Source organism: Yersinia proxima (genome assembly GCF_902170785.1).
In the GTDB taxonomy this organism is placed as follows: Bacteria; Pseudomonadota; Gammaproteobacteria; order Enterobacterales; family Enterobacteriaceae; genus Yersinia; species Yersinia proxima.
This window is the reverse complement of record NZ_CABHYG010000017.1, coordinates 401,755-422,036: the sequence shown is the minus strand read 5'-3', so window position 1 is coordinate 422,036 and position 20,282 is coordinate 401,755. Positions and strand designations below refer to the sequence as shown.

Here is a 20,282-nt window from a genome sequence, read left to right as displayed (position 1 = left end):
GCCGCCGGAGCGCCCCTAGGTGCGGTCAACCCTTCACTCACTGAGTTTGGCTTCTTATGACATGGCAAATTGACCATTCCCTATCAGTGAGTCTAATTCATCTTTCACTGATTGCACTTGCGGGCCGATAACAACTTGAAGATTGTGGTCATTGAGTTGAATGACACCAATGGCACGATTGGCTTTCAATGCTTCTTTATCCACTAAATTCATATCTTTAACCGACATGCGTAAGCGCGTAATACAGTTGTCCAGTGAGACGATATTATCGGCACCACCCAGAGCAGCCAAAATAGCGGGGGAGTTATAGCCAGACTTGCCGCTAACAGCGCCACTGGCTGCTTTTTCTGCATTGCTGCTGACGGTGGTTTCATTCTCACGACCCGGAGTTTTGATATTGAAGTGCTGAATAGCAAAACGGAAAATACAGTAGTAAGCCACAAACCAGATCCCGGCAACGACAGGCACCCAGTACCATTTGGTGGCGGTGCCATGCAGAATGCCAAAGACCACGAAATCAATGATATTACCGTCAGTATTACCGATGGTCACCCCTAATAACGCCATCACAGTAAAGCCCAGCCCAGTCAGGATGGCATGAATCAAATACAGGAACGGGGCAACAAACAGGAACAGGAACTCAATGGGTTCTGTGGTGCCGCCGATAACACAAGCAACGACACCCGAAATCAACAACCCTTTAATTTTATGGCGATTTTCTGGCTTAGCACAATGATACATTGCCAGTGCTGCACCTGGCAGGCCGCCGAGGAACGCCGGCATTTTACCTTGCGACAGGAAGCGAGTGGCACTTTCAGAGAAACCGGTGGTGGTAGGGCAAGATAATTGCGCCTGGAAAATAGTTAACGCGCCGCTAACACTATGACCGCACACATCCATAGTGCCGCCCGCTTCGGTGAAGCGGATCAATGCCACTAAGATATGATGCAGGCCGAATGGCAGTAATAAGCGCTCGCCGCTGCCGAAAATCATCGGCCCGAACATACCAGCGCCGTTAATCAAACGGCCTAACCCATTGATGCCTAGTGCAAACCAAGGCCAGATCAGTGGGATCAACAAACCGACCAATCCGAGCACCACAGTAGTGACGATCGGTACGAAACGGGTGCCACCAAAGAAGGCCAATGCATCAGGTAAGCGAATAGTATTGAAGCGTTCATGCAGTAAATAAACAATGATCCCCACGATCACCGCACCCAAAATACCGGTATCTATGGACTGAATGCCCAATATATTCTGAATGTTATGAGTTTTCAGAACCAGAGGGTCAGTTGTCGGTAATACGCCGCTGGTGGTCAGGTAAAAGTTAGTTGCCAAATTCAATACGGCAAAACCGACGAAACCGGAGAACGCTGCCACCCCTTTGTTTTCACGCGCCATCCCCAGTGGGATCGCGATGGCGAACATGACCGGCAAAAAGCTAAAGGCAAATGAACCAACCTTACTCATCCAGGTAAACAATAGCTGGAAGGCCGGGTGACCAATAAAGGGTAATAAGGTGATGACATCTTTACTGCTAAGTGAACTGCCGATACCCAACATGATCCCGCAGAAGGAGAGCAAGGCGACCGGTAGCATGAAGGTTTTCCCTAAACTCTGGAAAAACTCCCACAGCGTAATTTTTTGTTTTTTTGCCGCTGACATAGTGACTCCTGTACTGGCACATACCTGATGTTAAAAACGCCATTGCTGATGGATAATGGCGACTATTTCGTCTCCCTGTCTGGAGGTAAAATAAGATAAAACGTTTAACCCAGATAATATGAGTGATATGTCACAATTACTGATCCTACTTTTGTATACCCTCACATTTGAAGCCGCAGGGTTGTTAGCTGTGCGCACTCACCCGAATCACTTGCTGGCCGCCTAGCTGCAACTCCAAATTTTTGGGTATACTGGGTCATCATGGATTAAACGTTTAACTTGGCTTACTTTTTGGCATGACAATTAAAAAAACGACAATCACCGATGTAGCTAAATTCGCAGGCGTTTCTGTGGCGACAGTTTCGTTAGCGATCAGTGGCAAAGGGCGTATCTCTCCGGCGACAGCCGATCGGGTTAATCACGCAATCGAACAATTAGGCTATGTCCGTAACCGCCAGGCGGCACAATTACGCGGCGGGGAGTCAGGTGTCATTGGCTTGATTGTGCGTGATATTGGCGATCCTTTTTATGCGGAAATGACAGCCGGCTTAAGTGAAGCCATTGAGGCTGAAGGCAAATTGTTATTCCTCACGCAAAGTGGCCGTGACGGCAAAGGATTGCTGCGTTGTTTTGACACGCTTATCGATCAAGGTGTCGATGGCCTGGTACTGGGCGGTGGGGCCAAGCGAGAGATGGGGCTACAAGAAAAGGCGGCTGAGCATGATATTCCACTGATTTGTGCTGCCCGTTCCAATGTGCTGGACGGCGTCGATGTGGTGCGTCCTGATAATATGCAAGCCGCTAAAATGGCGACCGAGTTTCTGATTGGCCGTGGTCATCGGCAAATTGCCTATCTGGGGGGACATTCGCACTCGCTGACGCGGGCTGAACGGCTCGGGGGCTTTTGCGCCACGTTAGTGCAATATGGGCTACCGTTTCGCTCGGAATGGGTGGTTGAATGCGATAGTCAACAACAGGCGGCGGCTGATGCAGCAGAAGAACTGTTACGGCGTCACCCTAATGTCAGCGCGATTGTTTGTCATCAGGCGTCGGTCGCACTGGGAGCCTATTTTGGTATTCTACGAACTGGCAGGACGATTGGCAGTGCGGGAGTAGATACTTATCTTGATCAGCAAGTCGCATTAATTGGTTTTGGTGATGTGCCAGCAGCAGAGCTGACCGAACCGCCATTGACCTTTATCACCAGTTCTGCACGGGAGATTGGCTACAGTGCCGGGCAGCGATTACTTCAGCGTATTGCCGGAGTAGATTTACAACTGCAAAGCGTCATATTACCGCCGGTGTTGATCCGCAGAGGATCGGCCTGAACCTCGTACGAGTCACTTGGTTGAGGTCTGACTAATTTGCGTTTACCTATGATGAGGCCTTATTCTCATCTTTATCTTAAAGTAGGATATCAAGTATTTCATGACGGTTTTTCTTTCTATAAAAAAGGAAATACCGACAGGTTGCTTTTATAAAACTCTCATGTCTTATGCTGATATTATTAGTGTTATTTAATGATTTTTTACTTTTTCGCTTTGCACGGAAAAGTGATGATTTTCTGGCACCAGGTTTATTGGCACCAATAGTACCCTTCATCAGACTGGCTGTTTGATTACTATCAAAATTGTTGTGGTTTAACACAAATGAAACGCGGACTTTGTTAATGATAGGTGGTTGAGTCTTATTCTCGGCAGAAGATCTTATTTTTATATATAACTCGATTATAAATTGATCGTTTGTTATCTGAGTTATTTTTTTAACTAATTTTTTTTGTTGTGAACTAATAGAAAAAAAAACTATGGAATCCTCTTCCAGATTGATGTTGTTCGCACTATAAAGTGTGGGGTTGGATATCGTAGGGATCACTGGCGATGCCTTGTTTTGGATAAAAAAGATAAAATAAATTATTGTGTTATTTCTTTCTTTAACAAAACGAACATGTACTGTTTTTTATCAGAAACTCTTTATTTTCAGATAAAAAAACGGAGCCATCTGGCCCCGTTTATTCATATTTTTAAAATTCAATATTTATTGCGCTGGTGCCGCTGGTGCGACTGGCACATCTTCAGATTCAGTGCCGGTATCTTCCTCAGCAGGTGCACCGCCGAACATGCCAAACAGGCCAACGAATTCTTGCAGTGACATTTTCTGACCATTCAAATCGACCTGGTTATCAGCAAAGTGGAAGCTGCTGCTAATAACATCATCTTTAGTGGTGGTCAGTTTAAACATCTGCCCCATGGCCGCAATGCCCCGAACTTGCTGCTGCGCCAGTTTTTGTGCTTCTTCTGGGGTATAGCCTTGCAGACGTGCGGCCTGGGTGGTCAGTTCAGTGGCCATAGCCATTGGAATGGTCAATGTTGCGTCGACTTTTTTCACCGATTGCGCCAGCATCGGTTCACTACCGGCTTTGGCTTGTGCCGGATCGGTCAGCGCGATATTTAGAGTGAAGGTACTTTCGCCTTTGGCATTTTTCCAGCTCAGTGGTGCAATGCTTAGGGTTGGATTACCTTTCAGCAAAGCTGGCAGGTTAGCAATCAGTATCTCGGTCATTTGCTCTTGGTAAGCAACGGGATCGAGGTTTTCCCCCGCCTGAACTGCTTTCAGCACTTGCTGGTTATAGGCGTTGGTAAACTGCTTCAAACTCTGACCATCAAGTTTGTCGAAGGCGAAAGCCAATTTGCCGGAACCGAAATCATTATCCTGAATCTTTAATGCGTCCAGGGTGTAGGTCAACTTGCCGTTCAAGTCTTTATCGGTTTCGCCTAATTGCGTATTCAGGTTAAAGCCCACCAGTGTCGCGGTGTCTTTGCCATCAATACTGAGGCCAATTTGTTTGATACCCAGTTGTTGGGAGCCAATGCTGAGATCAAATTTGCCGATATTGGTGTCACTTTTAATCACCAAACCTTGCAGACTAAATTGCTCAACTTGATCCCACTGATTTTTACTGGCGAAAACCAGGCTATCACTCGAACCACTCATGGTGACATCACGCAGATCGCGGGAGACGTCAGCATCAATTTTAGCACCAGAGAATTTCATACTGGTGGTGTTCTGCTGATAATCAATCGGAATAAACGTAATGGCAGAAGAGGTGTCACCGCTGTATGAAATGCGCGAATCTGCTGTAAACGGTGATTGGCCTTTAGTGATTTCAAACAGCTTTTTCAATGCCGGTGTATTCGCAAGCTCACTATGCACTGATGCCATGCTTGGGATCAGATTGAATTTTTTTAGCTGCGCCAATGGGAAAGGGCCATGATCGATAGTTTCGATAAATGCGACTTCCTCACCTTCTTTCAAGGCTTTTTCACCTGCGACGCTGTTATCTGCTTGCAACACATAGCGAACCTGACTACTGAACAGGCCACGTTGGTAATCTTTATAAGCGAACTTAACGCCAGCTTTAGGTAGCAAGGTTCTGATCTGGCCATTTGCGTTATTAACCAACTCGCCCATACGTTGTTCAATCAATTTGCCGGTATACCATGAGGCCCCAGTCCATGCTGCGCCAAGCACCACTATGACGCTGACAGCCACTAACGATTTTTTCATTATTGTGTTCATCCTTTTCTAATACACCAAACAAATTAATATAGGCCTAGCTTAACTATTCACAAATATTATTGCGATGGTGAAATTTAACCATCGCAATAGCAAAAGGCCAGCAATAGACAACAAAACAAGTCACTTCGTTCACCCTGCGTTGTAAACACGGGCAATTGCGCCACTTCCGTGGACGGTGATGGGTGATTCATTAGCCGAAATGAAACAGGACTCACCGGGCTGCAACGTAATTTCCTGCTGTTGCTTTTTCAATACTGCCTGGCCTTGAACACAAAATACAATGGCAGCACTGTTTTGCACCAATTCCTGTGGCTCCGGCGTTAGTGTATGTAATGAAAAGGCAAAATCCTCAACAGGGATGGGGAACACTAACTCATTACCTTGCTGTTTTGGCGTAGTCAGCAAGCTGGCAGCAGGTTTTGGAATAAATTGCAGATTAGCCATTAACTCAGGGATATCAATGAACTTAGGCGTCAGTCCTGCACGTAATACGTTATCCGAGTTTGCCATGACTTCCAGCGCCACGCCATTAAGGTAGGCATGAGGGGTTTCAGCATACAAGAACATGGCTTCACCCGGTTGCAGGGTGACCACATTCAGCAACAACGGCGAGAACAAACCACTGTCATCGGGATAGAAACGCGAAATACTGCGGATAGTATCCCATGGCTCACCCAATTGATTATTCAGTGCCGCTTTCAATATCCCCAAAGCACGCGTTTTCTCTTCGCCTGCCATACTCAGCAAACTGGCAAATAAGGTGGCTAAATGTTCGGTATCAGGGGAGCGTAGAAACGCTGCGATATCCGGATGAGCGGCGGCTAATGGCTGGAGCAGGGCCGCAATATCATCCAAAGTACGGAAACCATTCATGGCCTGGAAAGGCGTTAGGGCATAAACCAACTCAGGCTTATGGTTGGCATCTTTGTAATTTCGCTCGGCGGCATCCAGCGGGATACCGGCCTGATTCTCTTTGGCAAAGCCAATTTCTGCCGCAGCCTTACTTGGATGTACCTGAATCGATAATGGTTGGGCGGCGCATAGCACTTTGAATAGAAAGGGCAATTCACCAAAACGTTTAAAAACGCCGCGACCTAAAGTGGCATCAGGGTTTTTCTCAATCACATCGCGCAATGAATGCCATTGGCCGCTGGTATCCGCAACTTCAGAACTGCTTTTGGGATGAGCGCCCATCCATAATTCCGCCATAGGTTTGCCTTGCGGATTGGCTATGCCGTAAAGCTCGGTAAGCGCATTGGTACTGCCCCAGGCGTAGTTTTGTACTGCATTCTTCATTTTTTGCATAGAGGTCATCTGCCGTTGAATCTGGCGAAATTCATCGCCCTGATAAAAATCGTCCCTTAGTAAACAATGGGGGCAAAGGGGTTGCAAGTAGTAATGCAATCCGTCTTATAACCGAATATAACTAAATGAGAGAAATGCGAATCAATCGCATAACGGTGGCGATAAATATGCCATCATATACAGGTCATACTACAACCTTCTATTCATATGCTAAGGAGACAGTGATGGTGACCACCCGCAGTGAAAAGGATTCAATGGGGCCGATTGATGTACCGGCCAACCAATTATGGGGCGCGCAAACTCAGCGCTCACTGGAGCATTTTCGTATTTCGCAAGAGAAAATGCCGACGGCACTGATTCATGCGCTGGCATTGACCAAACGTGCCGCCGCTCAGGTCAATATGGATCTGGGTTTGCTCCCCGTCGAGCGAGCAAAAGCGATTATGCGCGCGGCAGATGAGGTCTTGAGTGGCGAACATGTGAGTGAGTTCCCGCTTTCTATTTGGCAAACCGGTTCTGGCACACAAACCAATATGAATATGAATGAAGTGTTGGCTAACCGGGCCAGTGAATTGTTAGGAGGTGAGCGGGGTAATAATCGCCTGGTTCACCCTAATGATGATGTGAATAAAAGCCAAAGTTCAAATGATGTATTCCCAACCGCAATGCATGTCGCTGCAGTTATTGGGTTAAAACAGCATCTGTTACCTGAACTGAAAACATTGCAACAGACCCTGAGAAATAAAGCCGAAGCCTACCGCAATATTGTGAAGATTGGCCGGACACATTTACAAGACGCCACGCCTCTGACGCTGGGGCAGGAGATTTCGGGCTGGGTGGCGATGCTGACACACAACATACAACATATTGAAGCCACCATTCCTCACCTCTGCGAACTGGCGCTAGGCGGCACTGCCGTTGGGACGGGGCTGAATACCCATCCGGAATATGCAGTCCGTGTAGCCAATGAAATAGCCACCTTAGCTCAGCAACCTTTTGTCACCGCACCGAATAAATTTGAGGCATTAGCAACCTGCGATGCATTAGTTCATGGTCACGGTGCATTGAAAGGTTTAGCGGCTTCATTGATGAAAATCGCTAATGATGTGCGTTGGTTATCTTCCGGTCCCCGTTGTGGCATTGGCGAGCTCTCTATTCCTGAGAATGAACCAGGCAGTTCTATCATGCCGGGTAAAGTCAATCCGACACAATGTGAAGCGATGACCATGTTATGCGCGCAGGTGATGGGTAACGACGTGGCGGTCAATATTGGTGGGGCGTCTGGTAACTTTGAACTGAACGTATTCCGCCCATTGGTGATTCATAACTTCCTGCAATCTATTCGTCTGCTGGCCGACGGTATGCGCGGTTTTAATGAGCATTGCGCGGTTGGCATTGAACCTAATCGTGACCGTATTACCCAGCTACTGAATGAGTCGCTGATGTTAGTTACGGCGCTGAATACTCATATTGGTTATGACAAGGCAGCCGAAATTGCCAAGAAAGCGCATAAAGAGGGGCTGACCCTCAAGGCGGCGGCTCTGAAGCTAGGTTATGTTACTGATGAACAGTTCGATGAATGGGTTAAACCAGAAGATATGGTTGGCAGTATGAAATAATCGCCATTCTCACTCTCGGACAGCGCTGGTATCTCTTTCTGGCGCTGTTTGGGGGAGAACCAAACTGCATTATAATGTCAGAATATCATAAGCGTGATAATTGGAATTTTTTTGAATGATAATACTAAAAAAGAAAGAATCACCTAATTTAGGTAGTGCTTATTTTCGTTTTTGACTTAACATAATATATGCTTCTTTTTGCGCGACATATATATCCATAATGTATTTTAAATTAATCGATTATTTATTTACGTGAATAGTCATTAATGAATGCTATTTTTCATGTGAGCCACCTGGTGGCTATAGATAAGGTGGCTTGTATTTACTAACGTGTTATTTTGATTCGGCAGGAGTTTATTTTATGGAAGATAAGAAAAGTAGTCCCTCAGATGACTCTGGTTTGATGGTTGATTCGCTCAGTGAGATACCTATTATTTCCATAATGGAAAAAGCGAGCATTCCTTGGGCGATAAAAGATAATAAATCCAAATTTGTTTATTTAAATGAATCTTGTCTTGATTTGTTTGATATTCAACCTGGCTTTGATTTTGAAGGGCGCTTAGATGAGGAAATGCCCTGTTCATGGTCTGAGTATAGTGATGATTTCAAAGCTCACGACAGGAAGGCAGAGCAAAGCAGAGAGGGCGCTGAGATCATTGTAACTTCGACTTTTGGGCGTGAAAGGCTTCTTTCACCGTGGTACTTCCCAAAGTTTCCTATTTATAACCAGAATGGGGATGTGCTAGGGACTGTTTTTTTTGGTAAAAAATTTAGTTTTATTTCTGTATGTGATTTTTTTAAAAGTTTGAAGCCCTCAGTTATTACACTCACCCCGCCGGTAGATGACTTCTCAGAAAAAGAACTTGATATAATATTTTATGCAATTCAAAAAATGACAGCAAAAGAAATAGCAGAGAAACTATTCTTATCAAATAGAACAATTGAGAATCGGCTTAGATTTATTTATGACAAAGTGGGCTGTCACTCTTTAAACGATTTGATTGAATATTGTCATGCGTCAGGCTTGAGTAGCTATGTGCCTAAAAAAGTTCTCCGCGAAGGAGTTAATTTCTTTTGGTGATGGAGGCGCTTATTCATAAAAATCGCCTGGAGATCGGTAATATTATAAATCTCATGAAAGCATTAATGATTAGCTTGGACTTTTTGCCTCTATTTCGACATATAAATATAACCTGGGCACTAACAGCCGCAAGGGTTTAGCCTTTGGCTTATATTTATGTGTAATCTGATTGGCATCGTAATCTGTTAATTCGCCTAGTTTAGGTAATTCGGCTGCCGATTGAAGCTGGCAAAAGGCAATCAACGGCATAGGGCAGGGGTGTTGGACTTGTTTCTGCTGTTCCTGATACCAGACTCGTGCAATAGGCTGTACTTTAACCGGTCGTTTGATCTTGAGGCGCGCCTGTTCTGGCAACCGTTGAACATCGTTAATTTCCTTGCTAATTAATTCCACCCACTGCTCGCGGCTAAAAGGGGGGACGGCGCGGCCGGCATGTAGACTCTTGTTTAGCTGCGCCAGAACGTCTTCGCGAGTGACATTCTTAATAATATGTTTATTAGCCCAACCAAAGCGCACTGAACCAGGATTAATCAGCGGCGTAATGGTGCGATAGGTATTGAGCGTGATCAACCCGTGCAAGTGGGTGTGAACAAATTCGAAACGTTGCTCACTTGGCAAGCCTGATTCAACGGTAATGATGTGCTCCAGTGCGGTTTTTAATTGATTAATGTGTTGAATACTCTTCTGGCAAGCAGCTAGTTGGCGCTCTGTCACTGAAAAACAGAGTACTCCGGGGAGGCGGAGGGCGGCTTTACTGCTGACATTCTGACCTTGATGGTGAATAAATAACCGCTGGTAGTGTTGTATCGCCAAATCTCGCGCCTCTGTTCCTACTGTTGCGCTGACAGGAATATGCATAATCGGTTGATGTTCGGTGCCTTTTTCTATTTCAGGCAAGGAAAAGACGCGGGCAGCGAGCAAGGGTAAATCCTTAAGTTGCTGGTGGAGTTCCTGCAATCCAACTTCCAACGCGGTAAAGTGGTTATTTAGTCGATCTATCAAGTCATATTTATTCATCGTTTTGGTCATAAATCATATTTTAGTTACAACATACATTAAGTTATACCAGTAAAAAGAGCACTATGAAAGCACTGAGTTATTTTTGATAAATAAGTCATCTGCAAAGAATCGGCAGTACGGTGTATTTACTAGTTTGGCACAGAAAACTAACCTAATAAAATTCTGATTTTCAAATCAATGGCTGGTAAAAGCAAAGAACTATTCTAGTATGTTTATTAGTTTCGCAATACAGATTCAGGATAGAAATAATATTGATTTCCATATTTACACTTTAATAGCTAATTATTTTTATTAAATTATTCTGGAGAGTTAACGATGAATGTTATTGAATGCGATCATACCGTTGCCGATGCAAAAATAGCCATTGTTATTGCGCGTTTTAATGACTTTATAAATATATCATTACTGGATGGTGCAATTAACACGCTGAAGAGAATCGGACATGTTGCAGATGAAGACATAACCGTGGTTTGGGTACCAGGGACATATGAAATTCCCTTGGCAGTGCAAATTTTAACCAAGACAACCTGTCTTGATGCAGTTATTGCATTAAGTTCAACCATTCGAGGAAGTACGACGCATTCCGAACTTTTAGGCCGTGAAGCATGCTCTGCACTTAATCGCATCGCCCTTGCAAATGATATCCCTATTGCCTTTGGTGTAACGCCAACGGAAAATATTGAACAAGCAATAGAGCGTGCAGGCACAAAAATGAGCAATCGTGGTACTGAAGTAGCAATGACAGCCCTGGAAATGATTAATATAGTAAGGTCAATAAGAAAAAAACAATAATAAGCAACATAGTCAACTGTGAAATCCCTTTTCCGGAGATGCAGCCATGCGCCTCGAACTTATTGCAAAAGCAAAACTTCCCACGCCATGGGGAGATTTTATTATCGTTGGCTTTGAAGAAAGCGACACTAAAAAAGACCACATTGCATTAATCTTCGGTAATATCCCTGATAACGGAGCTGTGCTATGTCGCATTCATTCTGAATGTCTTACCGGTGATGCTTTGTTTAGCCTTCGTTGCGATTGCGGGTTCCAGCTTGAAGCCGCGCTTGCACGTATTGCCGAAGAAGGTAGTGGAGTATTGCTATATCATCGCCAAGAAGGACGCAATATTGGTTTATTAAACAAAATACGTGCTTACTCGTTGCAAGATTCTGGAATGGACACGGTAGAGGCCAACATTCATTTGGGTTTCGCTGCAGACGAACGTGATTTTTCTATTTGCGCTGAAATGCTAAAACTCCTCTTTTTGGAAAATGTAAGATTACTGACCAATAACCCAGAAAAGATAAATGCTTTAAGTCTTGGGGGAATAAATGTTATTGAACGTATTCCATTGATTATAGGTCGCAATCCTAAAAATGAAGATTATCTCCTGACAAAGGAGAAAAAAATGGGTCACTTGTTTTAGAATAAAGCAAACTGCATCACTCCTTGTCGTTCCAGGAAACGGAACGCGTGGTATTTTTTTAAAAACAAATATCAAATATTTTATAACGGGCAGTAATCACCACCACACCGGAAATCAGGAGATTTGCGACAAAATTATTTTGGTTGCGGAGGCCAATACATCGTGGCGTGACTTCGCGTTTTTTTCACGTTGCGTGAAATACACGACTAAAACAATCGGTGCGCTTTTAGTTGGCCAGAGCACCGCAATATCATTGGTGGTTCCATAATCACCACTGCCGGTTTTATCACCCACCATCCAATCAGCAGGGGCACCCGCTCTAATGGTGGCGTCTCCAGTGGTGTTTCTTTTCAACCATGTTGCAAGTTGACTGCGTTGGGCAGGGAGCAATGCATCACCCAGCACCAATTTATTCATACTCGCTGCCATAGCCGCAGGAGTGGTGGTATCACGTGGGTCATTAGGAAGCGCGGTGTTTAAATCCGGTTCCCAGCGGTCTAACCTGAACATCTGATCGCCAATACTGCGCGCAAACTGATTAACCGCCGCCAAACCACCCAGTTGTTTAATTAATAAATTCGCGGCAGTGTTATCACTATATTGAATAGTAGCCGCACATAACTCAGAAACGGTCATGCCATGCGCCAGATTTTTACGGGTGATGGGCGCATAGGATAACAAATCACTTTCATGGTAATTGATATGCTTATTGAGCAAATTCGGCTGAGATTGGCTTTGACCTAATACCGCAGCAACCAGCATAAACTTAAAAGTACTACAAAATGGGAAACGTTGAGCTCCACGATACAGAATTTTGCTGCCATTGGCGGTATTAATCATCGCAATACCTAAACGACCATTAGCACTCTGCTCAAGCTCTGCCAGTTGTTTGTCCAACGATCCTGAAACCCCGGCGGCCCAGGAGGGGAGTGCAAAATTGACTAAAGGCAGGGTAATACCGGCTAATAATAGCGAACGCCGTAGCGAAGAGTGTTTCATTCCTGAATCTCGCAAAAAATAAGCACAAGTGAGGATTATAAGCGGTGAGACAATTGTGCACCACTTCGTATTATTTTTATCGCTTTAATGCAAAAATAAAAAGGCCAAATGACGAGATAAATGACATTTGGCCTTGAGTGATGAATCAAAATATCAGGACAGTGCTTTAGCTTTTAGCTGCTGATATTCACCTTCAGTAATAGTCCCTTCATCTAATAATTTTTTCGCGTCAGCAATCTGCTCTGCTGGCGATTTACCGGCAACATGACGGATATACTCATTGGTTTCGGATACTGATTTTTGTACCGAAGCTCGATAGCGCTGAGCCATACCTTTACCTCGTGTGATGAGGTATACCAGAGACGTTAGAAGTGGAATGAAGAGTAAAAACAGAATCCAAATCGCTTTATAAAACCCACTTAATTCATGGTCTCGGAAAAGGTCGGAAATGACCTGAAACAGAATCAGCAAGTATGCGATGAAAAAGAAAATGGAAAATGTTGTCGCGAGTATATCCCAAAGCGTGAGGAAGTGGTTTGTCATATTTTCTCCTGACCTTACATAAATTAAGGAAATATTCAGTAATAAATCCCTTAATACATTAGATACTTAATTTATATCTCAAGCAACAATCGCTTAGGGTCGTTAAGCTCCTCTTAATAATAGGTACATAGCGAAGAGGACGTCAAATTGTAATTTGGCGTCCAATCAACTTTGCCTCATTTAAGATTAGATTCTGGCCGCTTCTGGCAATTTACGCAACTGTTGCCCAACGTACAATGCCAGCAACAAAAGGGTGGCGATAAATACCACAACACCCGTCCAGCCTAAATTTAGCCAGAAAATACCACCTAATGTCCCCGCCACACTAGAGCCGGCATAATAACAAAATAGATATAATGATGAAGCCTGTGCTTTAGCCCGGCGCGCCCGACGACCAATCCAACTACTGGCGACCGAATGTGCAGCAAAAAAACCAGCAGTAAATACCATCATGCCAATAAATATGGTTATTACCGGTGAGAAGCCGGTAATAATGACCCCAATTAGCATCATACCTATCGATGCCATTAATACCGGCCCTCGGCCATAACGACTGGTTAATGCACCCGCTTTAGGCGAACTATAAGAGCCGGTCAGATAGACTATCGATAATAACCCCACCACAGCTTGACTGAGATAATAAGGCTGCGCTAGCAAACGATAACCAATGTAATTAAATAAAGTGACAAAGCTGCCCATGATTAAAAAGCCTTCTGCGAACAGCAGTGGTAAGCCTGAATCACGCCAGTGTAGTTTGAAATTAATCACCAGCGTTCTGGGGCGCAATGATGTCGGGCGGAAATGTTTAGAGGCCGGAAGAATACGCCAGAACATGCAGGCTGCAGCCAACGCAAATAAACCAATCACGGCCAATGCAACACGCCAGGAGAAAAAATCACTCAGTACCCCAGTGACCAGACGACCACTCATCCCACCAATCGAGTTACCGCTGATATATAACCCCATGGAGAGCGCGACAAAGCTGGGATGGATCTCTTCACTGAGGTAGGTCATTGCCACTGCAGCTACACCGCTAAGGGATAAGCCAATCAAAGCCCTCATTAGCAAAATCCCCTGCCAACTGGTCATAAATGAACAAATCAAAGTGCAGATAGCGGCCAGCATCAAGGCCACCACCATCACGGATTTACGGCCAATAGCATCCGATAATGGCCCGGTAAACATCAAACCAAACGCCAACATCCCGGTAGCGGCTGATAGCGATAAACTACTGCCCGCAGGAGAGATGTTAAAATCTTGCGATAACAACGGCAGGATAGGTTGTACACAATAAAGCAGAGCAAAGGTGGCTAATCCGGCCGAAAAGAAAGCCAGAGTGACACGAATAAATTCCGGTGTACCGCGTTGAATATAAGGACGTTTAGTGAAACGAGTAGTTTTAGGCGCTGTAGCAGTTGCATCGTCATTTGCGGCGAGGTTCGACACTGCGGTATCCGTAGTGTGCAAAGAGGTGGTCACGGTATTTCCTTATCAATAGCACAATAAAAACAAGCACAATCAAAACAGTTTGTTCACCGCAACAGAGCAGGATCAATCGTTGTTCGGCGTAATAACAGGATCATAGAAATAGCAGAGTTTTTTGTCTAATATATTAATCATTCGCAATAAGACTTTAAAAGTATCAATGGGGTAGGATGAGTATTGAACTCAGGCACTTACGTTATTTCATCGCGGTAGCAGAAGAGCTACATTTCGGACGAGCAGCTGAGCGTTTGCGTATTTCGCAACCCCCGCTAAGCCAACAAATTCAGATATTGGAAGAGCAAATCGGAGCCAGGTTATTGGCCCGCAATAACCGCAATGTCAGTCTGACCCAAGCAGGCGCGCTGTTCTTAAAAGAGGCATACCAAATTTTGGCGCAGGTCAACTCAGCGACAGAGAAAGCCGCGCGCCTGCATCGTGGGGAGTCGGGGGAGTTAACCATTGGCTTTACCTCGTCAGCACCTTTTATCAGCGCTGTATCAAAGAATTTGCGCGCGTTTCGCCAATTACACCCACATGTTCACATTAAAATGCAGGAAGTGAATACCAAACAGCAAATTGAACCCTTGCTGGATGGGCGACTTGATATTGGCGTAATGCGTAATACCCGTCTGCCAGATGCGTTGCAATATCGCTTGTTGCTGCGTGAGCCTTTAGTGGCCGTTGTCCATGAAGAAAGTCCGTTAGCCGCCTTACCTCAGGGGAGTGTCAAATTTAGTTCGTTAGCTGAACAACCTTTTGTTTTCTTTGCACGAGAGGTGGGGACTGCACTTTATGATGAAATTTTGACACTATTAGCGCGTGCGGGTATCACGCCCTATATCACGCAAGAAGTCGGAGAGGCGATGACTATTGTCGGGCTGGTATCCTCCGGTCTGGGTGTTTCTATCTTGCCAGCGTCATTTACTCGGATAAAAGTGGATGGGGTGAAATACTTACCGTTAGCGGAAGCCAGTGCCACTACAGAGGTGTGGCTGGTCAATCATAAACATCGCCCGGTGACTGCGCCAGCGGAAGCATTGATCCGCCTAATGATGGCGGATATCCCAACAGGTAAAGCATAAAGGCATTTTTGATGGCAAAGTTTAAATAATATTGGTGGATGTTTTTTGCTCTTCATTCGGCTAAATAATCAGCGTTGAGTCAATGGATATCACCGATTATGTGCAGTAAATCACATAACTAATCAAATAGTTGACGCCATATGCCAAAAGCCCCAACATAGCCGATAATCTTTATTTAGAAGCGCGAAAAATACTCGGTGACAGAGAAGGAGCCGGTTTAGTGATAACGGATGGACAGCCTGGGCATATTGATCAAATCAAGCAAACCAATGCAGGGGCCGTTTATCGGCTGATTGATTTGTTCGGCCCGATATCCCGTATTGAACTGTCTAAAAGGGCGCAACTGGCCCCCGCCAGTATCACCAAGATTGTGCGGGAATTAGTTGAAGCTCATTTGGTAAAAGAAACAGAATATCAAGATGTCGGTAGCCGTGGACGGCCAGCAATTGGTTTGGTTCTGGATACCGAGGCTTGGCACTATGTCTCCGGGCGAATTAGCCGAGGCTCCATTACTCTCGCGCTGCGTGACCTCAGTAGTAAACTGGTGGTTGAAGATCAAATTCCCTTACCGGACAGTCATTCAGAACCCTTACTCAATCGTATCCTTAGCGAAGTCGATCAATTCTTTATCCGCCACCAGGAAAAACTTGAGCGGCTAACGGCTATTGCTATTACCATGCCTGGCATCATTGATGCACCGGCGGGCATCGTGCATAAGATGCCATTCTATGAAGTAGATGAGATGCTACTTGGCCCAGCGCTAGAGCAGCGAACGGGATTACCTGTTTATCTGCAACATGATATTTGCGCCTGGACGATGGCAGAGGCCTTGTATGGCGCTTCGCGCGGCTGTCAGAATGTGATTCAAGTGGTGATTGACCATAATGTCGGTGCCGGGGTGATTACTGCGGGCAGAGTATTACATGCAGGTAGCCGCAGTGTGGTTGAAATTGGCCATACTCAAGTTGACCCTTATGGGAAGCGCTGTTATTGCGGTAATCATGGTTGTCTTGAGACGGTTGCCAGTATTGAAAATATGCTGGAAATTGCCCAACAACGATTAAATGGATCAATGAGTTCGCTATTACATGGTTCGCCACTGACGGTCGAGTCTTTATGTGATGCGGCTTTGGCTGGCGATCAATTAGCCAAAGATATTATCTTGGGCGTTGGCCACAGTGTTGGGCGAATTATTGCCATAATGGTCAATTTATTTAATCCAGAAAAAATTCTTGTTGGCTCACCATTAAATAAAGCGGCTTCTATTCTGCATCCCGCCATTGCATCTTGCATTCACCAACAAGCACTGCCCGCTTATAGCGAACATATTTTGGTTGAACAGACTAAATTTTTTAATCAAGGGACAATGCCGGGGGCTGCGCTGGTAAAAGAAGCGTTATATAACGGCTCATTATTAGTTAAATTACTGCAAGGATAGGACGTAATTAATAATTAAGAGTTAATTATTAATGGGTATATTGGATATGTTCACTATATTATCGGCCGATATCCGTTAAAAACTGTGCTCAGTTCGGCAAAACATTGCGCTAACGCAAGCTGTTTGTAGTCGGCATCGCCTAGACTTTTATCCATGTTGCAATTTTCGCTAATATTAGGCGAAAAGACGTGAGTCGAAGTGGCCAGATTGCGGAGTATTGTTATGTTAACGCGTGTTTTTGTGACGGGAACCGACACAGCTGTTGGTAAAACCGTAGTGTCACGGGCCTTACTTCAGGCCTTAAGCCAAAATGGCAGAACAGCTGTTGGCTATAAACCAGTAGCGACGGAGAGTAAAGAAACTCCCGATGGGCTGCGTAACCAAGATGCACTGATTTTACAGGCTTCATCCTCTATTGAAGTGGATTATCAGGATGTTAATCCATACCCATTAGCCGGGGATGTTATCCATGCCTGCTCTGACACCCTGATAAACTACAATAAAATGACGGAAGGATTGTTGCGATTATCAACTAAAGCCGATACCGTTGTTGTTGAGGGGTGTGGTGGCTGGAAAGTGATGATGAATGACCAACGTTTTTATTCTGACTGGGTGATTCAAGAACAATTACCGGTCATTTTAGTGGTTGGGATTAAATTAGGTTGTATTAATCATGCCTTATTAACTGCTCAGGCGATTATCAATGATGGATTGCCGTTATTAGGCTGGGTTGCCAATCGTATTAATCCGGGATTGGCGCATTATGCGGAAACAATCGCCATGTTGCGTGAGCGTTTACCGGCGCCGCAATTAGGGCAATTGCCTTATCTGCCGCATCCAGAACAAAAGCCTTTAGCAAAGTATTTAGATCTGGCAGCAATGGCTAAGTAATACATATTAATGTGTATATTACGGTTATTTATTATTGGCGTATTTTACCGTGAGTGATATACCGAAATAGGGCGCAACCAACGGGCTATTGTTGTCGAAATAACACAGGATAATAGTAGCCCTGGCAGTAGAGTATAGGCTCCGGTCATTTCACACACCATGAGAGCGGCCATAATAGGTGCATGAGTAGTCGCTGCCAGTAATGTCGCCATGCCCGTCAATGCCATTAATAACGCAATATTGTCACCCAACATAGGCCACCAGGCAAATATCTGACCGCATAACATCCCTAACGCCGCACCTACAAACAGTGTTGGCGTAAATACCCCTCCGGGTGCGCCCGAACCACTACTGGCCAGCACCGCCAACAGCTTACAAACTAAAATACCGCCAATTAATAAAATTCCCGGTGGGGCGGTCAATAATGATTGCACCACACTGTAACCATTGCCCCAGACTTCAGGGAAAATAAGCGATAATAGCCCGACAATTAGTCCCCCCAGTGCTAATTGCAATGGCGGCGACAGATTCAGAGAACGAAATGCATTCCCGCTCGCGGTCATCCCTTTAAGAAACAGCGGCCCACAAATACCCGCAAGTATCCCCAATAATGCCATCAGAAGATATTGTATCGGCCACGGGGATGGCAGCGTTTGTACGTGATACAGCGTTTCTTGCCCGCCATGTAACAGGTTGGTGGTGAGCAATGCACTGACAGCCGCAATAACCACCGGCCCGAGGGAAGCCAACATCAGTGTGCCAAACAGAATTTCTGCAATAAACAGGCTACCCGCTAATGGCGCATGATAGGCGCTGGCCATACCGGCGGCGGCACCACATGCAACCCAAAGTTTCCACTCCTTAGGTTTTGCGTAACGTTGGGCAAATACAGAGGCGAATAAAGCAGCCAACAGCACCATAGCACCTTCACGACCAATGGCACTGCCGCTGGATACCACCAGCAACGAAGCCAGCGATTTGATCAGGCTGGCAGAAACATCTAATCGACCATCACCGGTTTCGATGGCTTCCATATAATCGGTGGGGGCACTGGGCTTTCGATGTTGATAACGCTGATACCCCCACAATAGCGAGCCTGCGGCCAATCCTCCTAATGCGGGGGTTAATACACGTCGCCAGCCACTAATAGAAGAGGCTGCCGCAACCAGACTGCCGTCGGTACGCGCAAATAATAACCACTCAAGCCCCAACATCGCTTGATGGAACAACCAGACAATTAGCGCAGAAATGATGCCCAGCATGATGGCAATCATCAGCCGGCGCAGCATGGCGCGATAGTAATACCAATGGGCAGGCCGTTTCATATAAAGCAAATTATGGTCGCTATAAAATAGAAAGGCGCACCGAAAGGTACGCCCTGAACAGGTAATGGATAAACTATTCGCTGTCAGTTATGCGAGTATAAACAATCTTCTGAGTATCATTTTCACAATGCCCAACCACTTGTCCACCCGCATTTTGTACCTGATCGTTAGGGACAATATCTAGTTTAAAACCAGATTCAGGTACACCATTACTGATAATCTTTTGCGCGATGTCTGCTTTAACACTTTCACAGGATGCCAAAGCTGCCAACGGAGCCAGAGACAATAATAATGTACTGATAATAAGCGTTTTTTTCATCATAAAATCCTTATGTGGATGAATAGCTTGCCTAACGTAAGGATAGCTCTGGTTGACATAACCTCAAGTCAATCCGAGCCATTACCGTCAATTACGGATTAATCTGGCGACCGGTTAAACGATCCAGGCAACGTTCAGTGTTCGGTTCCCAATAGGCATTGAAGTTTGCGCTACGATCGCAATTGTCTTTTGCGTCTTCGGCACGGTCGTATTTATCAAAATTCTTTTCTACCCGGCTATTCACCTTATTACGCAAGCGATGGGTATCATCCCACTGTTGCTGGCTTTGGCGCGCTTGTTCTTTTGACATAGGATCATTGTTCCCGCCAACAGAGACACAAGTGCTACCCTGAGTGCAAGTTGCGGATTGCGCTAACACAGGGGTTTGCCATGCCAGTGGTAAAGCCAGCACGGCGAGCGGTAGAACAGCGCGCAGCAAGCGTGCCAGATTAGTTATTGTCATCGTCTTAAGTCCTTTATGAGTCGGTGATGCGAAATCATCATATAATTT

General features: G+C 45.3%; 19 protein-coding genes. 8 read left to right on the top strand and 11 right to left on the bottom strand.

The features are described 5' to 3' along the window. Positions 1-54: 54 nt before the first annotated feature. Positions 55-1,665, bottom strand: a complete 1,611-nt coding sequence (malX, locus tag FTB31_RS18170; protein ID WP_077174739.1) for a maltose/glucose-specific PTS transporter subunit IIBC — start codon at positions 1,663-1,665, stop codon at positions 55-57. Positions 1,666-1,961: 296 nt separating this feature from the next. Between malX and malI the strand changes: the two genes are divergently transcribed. After that, a complete protein-coding gene (gene malI / locus FTB31_RS18165; RefSeq protein ID WP_227720628.1) occupies positions 1,962-2,993 on the top strand; it encodes a Mal regulon transcriptional regulator MalI in 1,032 nt (343 codons plus the stop codon). Between the two features lie 76 nt (positions 2,994-3,069). Here malI and FTB31_RS18160 read toward each other — a convergent pair whose 3' ends face one another. From FTB31_RS18160 to manA, 3 genes are all read right to left on the bottom strand, one after another. Continuing rightward, positions 3,070-3,537: a hypothetical protein gene (locus FTB31_RS18160; protein ID WP_077174737.1), complete on the bottom strand. Its 468-nt coding sequence runs from the start codon at positions 3,535-3,537 to the stop codon at positions 3,070-3,072. A gap of 162 nt (positions 3,538-3,699) precedes the next feature. After that, the gene (locus FTB31_RS18155; RefSeq protein WP_227731675.1) at positions 3,700-5,229 is read right to left on the bottom strand and encodes a YdgA family protein; all 1,530 of its coding nucleotides are present in this window, start codon (positions 5,227-5,229) and stop codon (positions 3,700-3,702) included. A gap of 141 nt (positions 5,230-5,370) precedes the next feature. Beyond that, complete coding sequence (gene manA / locus FTB31_RS18150) at positions 5,371-6,546, bottom strand: mannose-6-phosphate isomerase (protein WP_227731674.1); 1,176 nt, start codon at positions 6,544-6,546, stop codon at positions 5,371-5,373. Between the two features lie 224 nt (positions 6,547-6,770). On the opposite strand from manA, the gene fumC reads away from it, so the two are divergent. Further along, positions 6,771-8,165 carry a class II fumarate hydratase gene (gene fumC, locus FTB31_RS18145; protein WP_227726064.1) on the top strand — a complete coding sequence of 465 codons (1,395 nt, stop codon included), beginning with the start codon at positions 6,771-6,773 and terminating at the stop codon, positions 8,163-8,165. Positions 8,166-8,526: 361 nt separating this feature from the next. Beyond that, positions 8,527-9,246 carry a helix-turn-helix transcriptional regulator gene (locus tag FTB31_RS18140; protein ID WP_050078028.1) on the top strand — a complete coding sequence of 240 codons (720 nt, stop codon included), beginning with the start codon at positions 8,527-8,529 and terminating at the stop codon, positions 9,244-9,246. A gap of 69 nt (positions 9,247-9,315) precedes the next feature. On the opposite strand, the gene tus is transcribed toward FTB31_RS18140, so the two are convergent. Then, positions 9,316-10,263, bottom strand: a complete 948-nt coding sequence (gene tus / locus FTB31_RS18135) for a DNA replication terminus site-binding protein (RefSeq protein ID WP_227719598.1) — start codon at positions 10,261-10,263, stop codon at positions 9,316-9,318. Between the two features lie 318 nt (positions 10,264-10,581). Between tus and ribH the strand changes: the two genes are divergently transcribed. Together ribH and ribA are read left to right on the top strand one after the other, a co-directional pair. After that, positions 10,582-11,058, top strand: coding sequence for a 6,7-dimethyl-8-ribityllumazine synthase (gene ribH, locus FTB31_RS18130; protein WP_050078029.1), 477 nt, complete (start codon positions 10,582-10,584; stop codon positions 11,056-11,058). Positions 11,059-11,104: 46 nt separating this feature from the next. Then, positions 11,105-11,689, top strand: a complete 585-nt coding sequence (gene ribA / locus FTB31_RS18125; RefSeq protein ID WP_050078030.1) for a GTP cyclohydrolase II — start codon at positions 11,105-11,107, stop codon at positions 11,687-11,689. 114 nt (positions 11,690-11,803) lie between these two features. Here the strand turns inward: ribA and blaA are convergent, their stop codons facing one another. The 3 genes from blaA to FTB31_RS18110 form a co-directional block, all read right to left on the bottom strand. Next, positions 11,804-12,688, bottom strand: a complete 885-nt coding sequence (gene blaA, locus FTB31_RS18120) for a class A beta-lactamase BlaA (protein WP_227731673.1) — start codon at positions 12,686-12,688, stop codon at positions 11,804-11,806. A gap of 153 nt (positions 12,689-12,841) precedes the next feature. Then, positions 12,842-13,231 (bottom strand): SHOCT domain-containing protein, encoded by a 390-nt coding sequence (locus FTB31_RS18115; RefSeq protein WP_050078032.1) that lies wholly within the window; start codon positions 13,229-13,231, stop codon positions 12,842-12,844. Between the two features lie 186 nt (positions 13,232-13,417). Continuing rightward, on the bottom strand, positions 13,418-14,710 hold the full coding sequence (locus tag FTB31_RS18110) for an MFS transporter (RefSeq protein WP_077174732.1): 1,293 nt from the start codon (positions 14,708-14,710) through the stop codon (positions 13,418-13,420). 176 nt (positions 14,711-14,886) lie between these two features. Between FTB31_RS18110 and FTB31_RS18105 the strand changes: the two genes are divergently transcribed. From FTB31_RS18105 to bioD, 3 genes are all read left to right on the top strand, one after another. After that, positions 14,887-15,798, top strand: a complete 912-nt coding sequence (locus FTB31_RS18105; RefSeq protein ID WP_077174731.1) for a LysR family transcriptional regulator — start codon at positions 14,887-14,889, stop codon at positions 15,796-15,798. Between the two features lie 220 nt (positions 15,799-16,018). After that, a complete protein-coding gene (mlc, locus tag FTB31_RS18100; RefSeq protein WP_050078035.1) occupies positions 16,019-17,236 on the top strand; it encodes a sugar metabolism global transcriptional regulator Mlc in 1,218 nt (405 codons plus the stop codon). A 222-nt stretch (positions 17,237-17,458) separates the two neighbouring features. Beyond that, positions 17,459-18,127 (top strand): dethiobiotin synthase, encoded by a 669-nt coding sequence (gene bioD, locus FTB31_RS18095; protein WP_050078037.1) that lies wholly within the window; start codon positions 17,459-17,461, stop codon positions 18,125-18,127. A 44-nt stretch (positions 18,128-18,171) separates the two neighbouring features. On the opposite strand, the gene clcB is transcribed toward bioD, so the two are convergent. From clcB to FTB31_RS18080, 3 genes are all read right to left on the bottom strand, one after another. Then, positions 18,172-19,452, bottom strand: coding sequence for a voltage-gated ClC-type chloride channel ClcB (clcB, locus tag FTB31_RS18090; RefSeq protein ID WP_227731672.1), 1,281 nt, complete (start codon positions 19,450-19,452; stop codon positions 18,172-18,174). Positions 19,453-19,525: 73 nt separating this feature from the next. Further along, positions 19,526-19,771, bottom strand: coding sequence for a DUF1161 domain-containing protein (locus tag FTB31_RS18085; protein ID WP_050078040.1), 246 nt, complete (start codon positions 19,769-19,771; stop codon positions 19,526-19,528). 91 nt (positions 19,772-19,862) lie between these two features. Beyond that, positions 19,863-20,234, bottom strand: a complete 372-nt coding sequence (locus tag FTB31_RS18080) for a DUF1283 family protein (RefSeq protein WP_050078041.1) — start codon at positions 20,232-20,234, stop codon at positions 19,863-19,865. Positions 20,235-20,282: the final 48 nt, after the last annotated feature.

What these genes read in the sequence shown, in the direction of transcription:
- FTB31_RS18085 (WP_050078040.1), bottom strand. Translation starts at nt 19,771, where the DNA reads ATGAAAAAAACGCTTATTATCAGTACATTATTATTGTCTCTGGCTCCG.
- FTB31_RS18080 (WP_050078041.1), bottom strand. Translation starts at nt 20,234, where the DNA reads ATGACAATAACTAATCTGGCACGCTTGCTGCGCGCTGTTCTACCGCTC.
- tus (WP_227719598.1), bottom strand. Translation starts at nt 10,263, where the DNA reads ATGAATAAATATGACTTGATAGATCGACTAAATAACCACTTTACCGCG.
- FTB31_RS18140 (WP_050078028.1), top strand. Translation starts at nt 8,527, where the DNA reads ATGGAAGATAAGAAAAGTAGTCCCTCAGATGACTCTGGTTTGATGGTT.
- FTB31_RS18155 (WP_227731675.1), bottom strand. Translation starts at nt 5,229, where the DNA reads ATGAAAAAATCGTTAGTGGCTGTCAGCGTCATAGTGGTGCTTGGCGCA.
- blaA (WP_227731673.1), bottom strand. Translation starts at nt 12,688, where the DNA reads ATGAAACACTCTTCGCTACGGCGTTCGCTATTATTAGCCGGTATTACC.
- ribA (WP_050078030.1), top strand. Translation starts at nt 11,105, where the DNA reads ATGCGCCTCGAACTTATTGCAAAAGCAAAACTTCCCACGCCATGGGGA.
- fumC (WP_227726064.1), top strand. Translation starts at nt 6,771, where the DNA reads ATGGTGACCACCCGCAGTGAAAAGGATTCAATGGGGCCGATTGATGTA.
- FTB31_RS18105 (WP_077174731.1), top strand. Translation starts at nt 14,887, where the DNA reads ATGAGTATTGAACTCAGGCACTTACGTTATTTCATCGCGGTAGCAGAA.
- malX (WP_077174739.1), bottom strand. Translation starts at nt 1,665, where the DNA reads ATGTCAGCGGCAAAAAAACAAAAAATTACGCTGTGGGAGTTTTTCCAG.
- FTB31_RS18115 (WP_050078032.1), bottom strand. Translation starts at nt 13,231, where the DNA reads ATGACAAACCACTTCCTCACGCTTTGGGATATACTCGCGACAACATTT.
- manA (WP_227731674.1), bottom strand. Translation starts at nt 6,546, where the DNA reads ATGCAAAAAATGAAGAATGCAGTACAAAACTACGCCTGGGGCAGTACC.
- bioD (WP_050078037.1), top strand. Translation starts at nt 17,459, where the DNA reads ATGTTAACGCGTGTTTTTGTGACGGGAACCGACACAGCTGTTGGTAAA.
- ribH (WP_050078029.1), top strand. Translation starts at nt 10,582, where the DNA reads ATGAATGTTATTGAATGCGATCATACCGTTGCCGATGCAAAAATAGCC.
- clcB (WP_227731672.1), bottom strand. Translation starts at nt 19,452, where the DNA reads ATGAAACGGCCTGCCCATTGGTATTACTATCGCGCCATGCTGCGCCGG.
- malI (WP_227720628.1), top strand. Translation starts at nt 1,962, where the DNA reads ATGACAATTAAAAAAACGACAATCACCGATGTAGCTAAATTCGCAGGC.